The organism is Dietzia sp. HMSC21D01 (assembly GCF_001815995.1).
Classification (GTDB): Bacteria; Actinomycetota; Actinomycetes; order Mycobacteriales; family Mycobacteriaceae; genus Dietzia; species Dietzia cinnamea.
Genome location: NZ_KV824162.1, coordinates 1 through 1,165, shown reverse-complemented (window position 1 = coordinate 1,165; position 1,165 = coordinate 1). Strand labels below are relative to the sequence as shown.

Here is a 1,165-nt window from a genome sequence, read left to right as displayed (position 1 = left end):
CGGCGCCGCGTGTGGGGTCGGCGACGACGAGGTCCGCCCCGGCGTCGGCGGGCCGGACCAGGGCGCGGCGGCCGAGTCCGCGGACATCGTCGGCGCGGGGATCCCGGAGGTGGAGGCCGTCATGCCGCTGCCCGCCGGCGCGGTGGTCAGCACCGACATCCCCGACAACCTGCCGCGCGAAGACGAGGAGAACTGCGACCCCCTGCCCAGCCTGCGGCCAGACGACGCCCCGCCCGAGGAACGTGTGCCGCGGATCCTGCAGCGCGGCCGGCTGATCGTCGGCCTGGACCAGGGCTCCAACCTGTTCTCCTTCCGCGACCCCGCCAGCGGCCAGCTCACCGGCTTCGACGTGGACCTCGCCCGGGAGATCGCCGCCGACATCTTCGGTGACCCGCGGCAGGTGGAGTTCCGGTCGTTGACATCGGCGAACCGGCTAGAGGCGCTCGAGAACGACCAGGTGGACGTGGTGATCCGGTCGATGTCCATCACGTGCGCCCGGCGCGAGCGGGTGACGTTCTCGGTGCCGTACTACCAGGCCTACCAACGAGTGCTCACCGTGCGGGGTTCGGGTATCACGGAGATCGAGCACCTCGAGGGAAAGCGCGTGTGCGTGGCGGCGGGGACCACCTCGGCGTCGCGACTGTGGGCGGAGTTGGAGCGGATCACCGTGCTGTCGGTCAACACGTGGGCGGACTGCCTGGTCGCCATCCAGCAGAATCAGGTCGACGCCATCACCACCGACGACGCCATCCTGGTGGGCATCACCGCGCAGGACCCGTACCTGCAGATCGTCGGTCCGCAGCTCGACGCCGAGCCGTACGGCGTGGGCATCGCCAAGTCCACCCCGGAGAACAACACCGACGGGCTGGTCCGGCAGGTGAACTCGACGCTCGAGCGGATCCGCGCGGACGGCACGTGGAACCGCATGTACTCCACGTGGCTGTCCGGGCTGGGACCGAACCCCGGCATGCCTGAGCCGCGGTACATCGAGGAGCCGCGATGAGTTACCGGAAGTGGGACGACCCGCCGGAGGACGGAGAACCCACCGTCGGCACCCAGGCCACCGTGCGGACCGAGGCCGTCGCCGTCACCCAGGCCGCGGCGGCCACGGGCGCGACGACGGAGACGGGCGCGATGGCCGAGACGGGCGCCGCGGCGGCGACCG

1 protein-coding gene is annotated in these 1,165 nt (G+C 71.7%); it reads left to right on the top strand.

Annotated elements, in window-relative coordinates:
- On the top strand, positions 1–1,003 hold a 1,003-nt coding region (locus HMPREF3086_RS17155), incomplete at its 5' end, for a glutamate ABC transporter substrate-binding protein (RefSeq protein ID WP_083324509.1).
- Positions 1,004–1,165 lie beyond the last annotated feature (162 nt).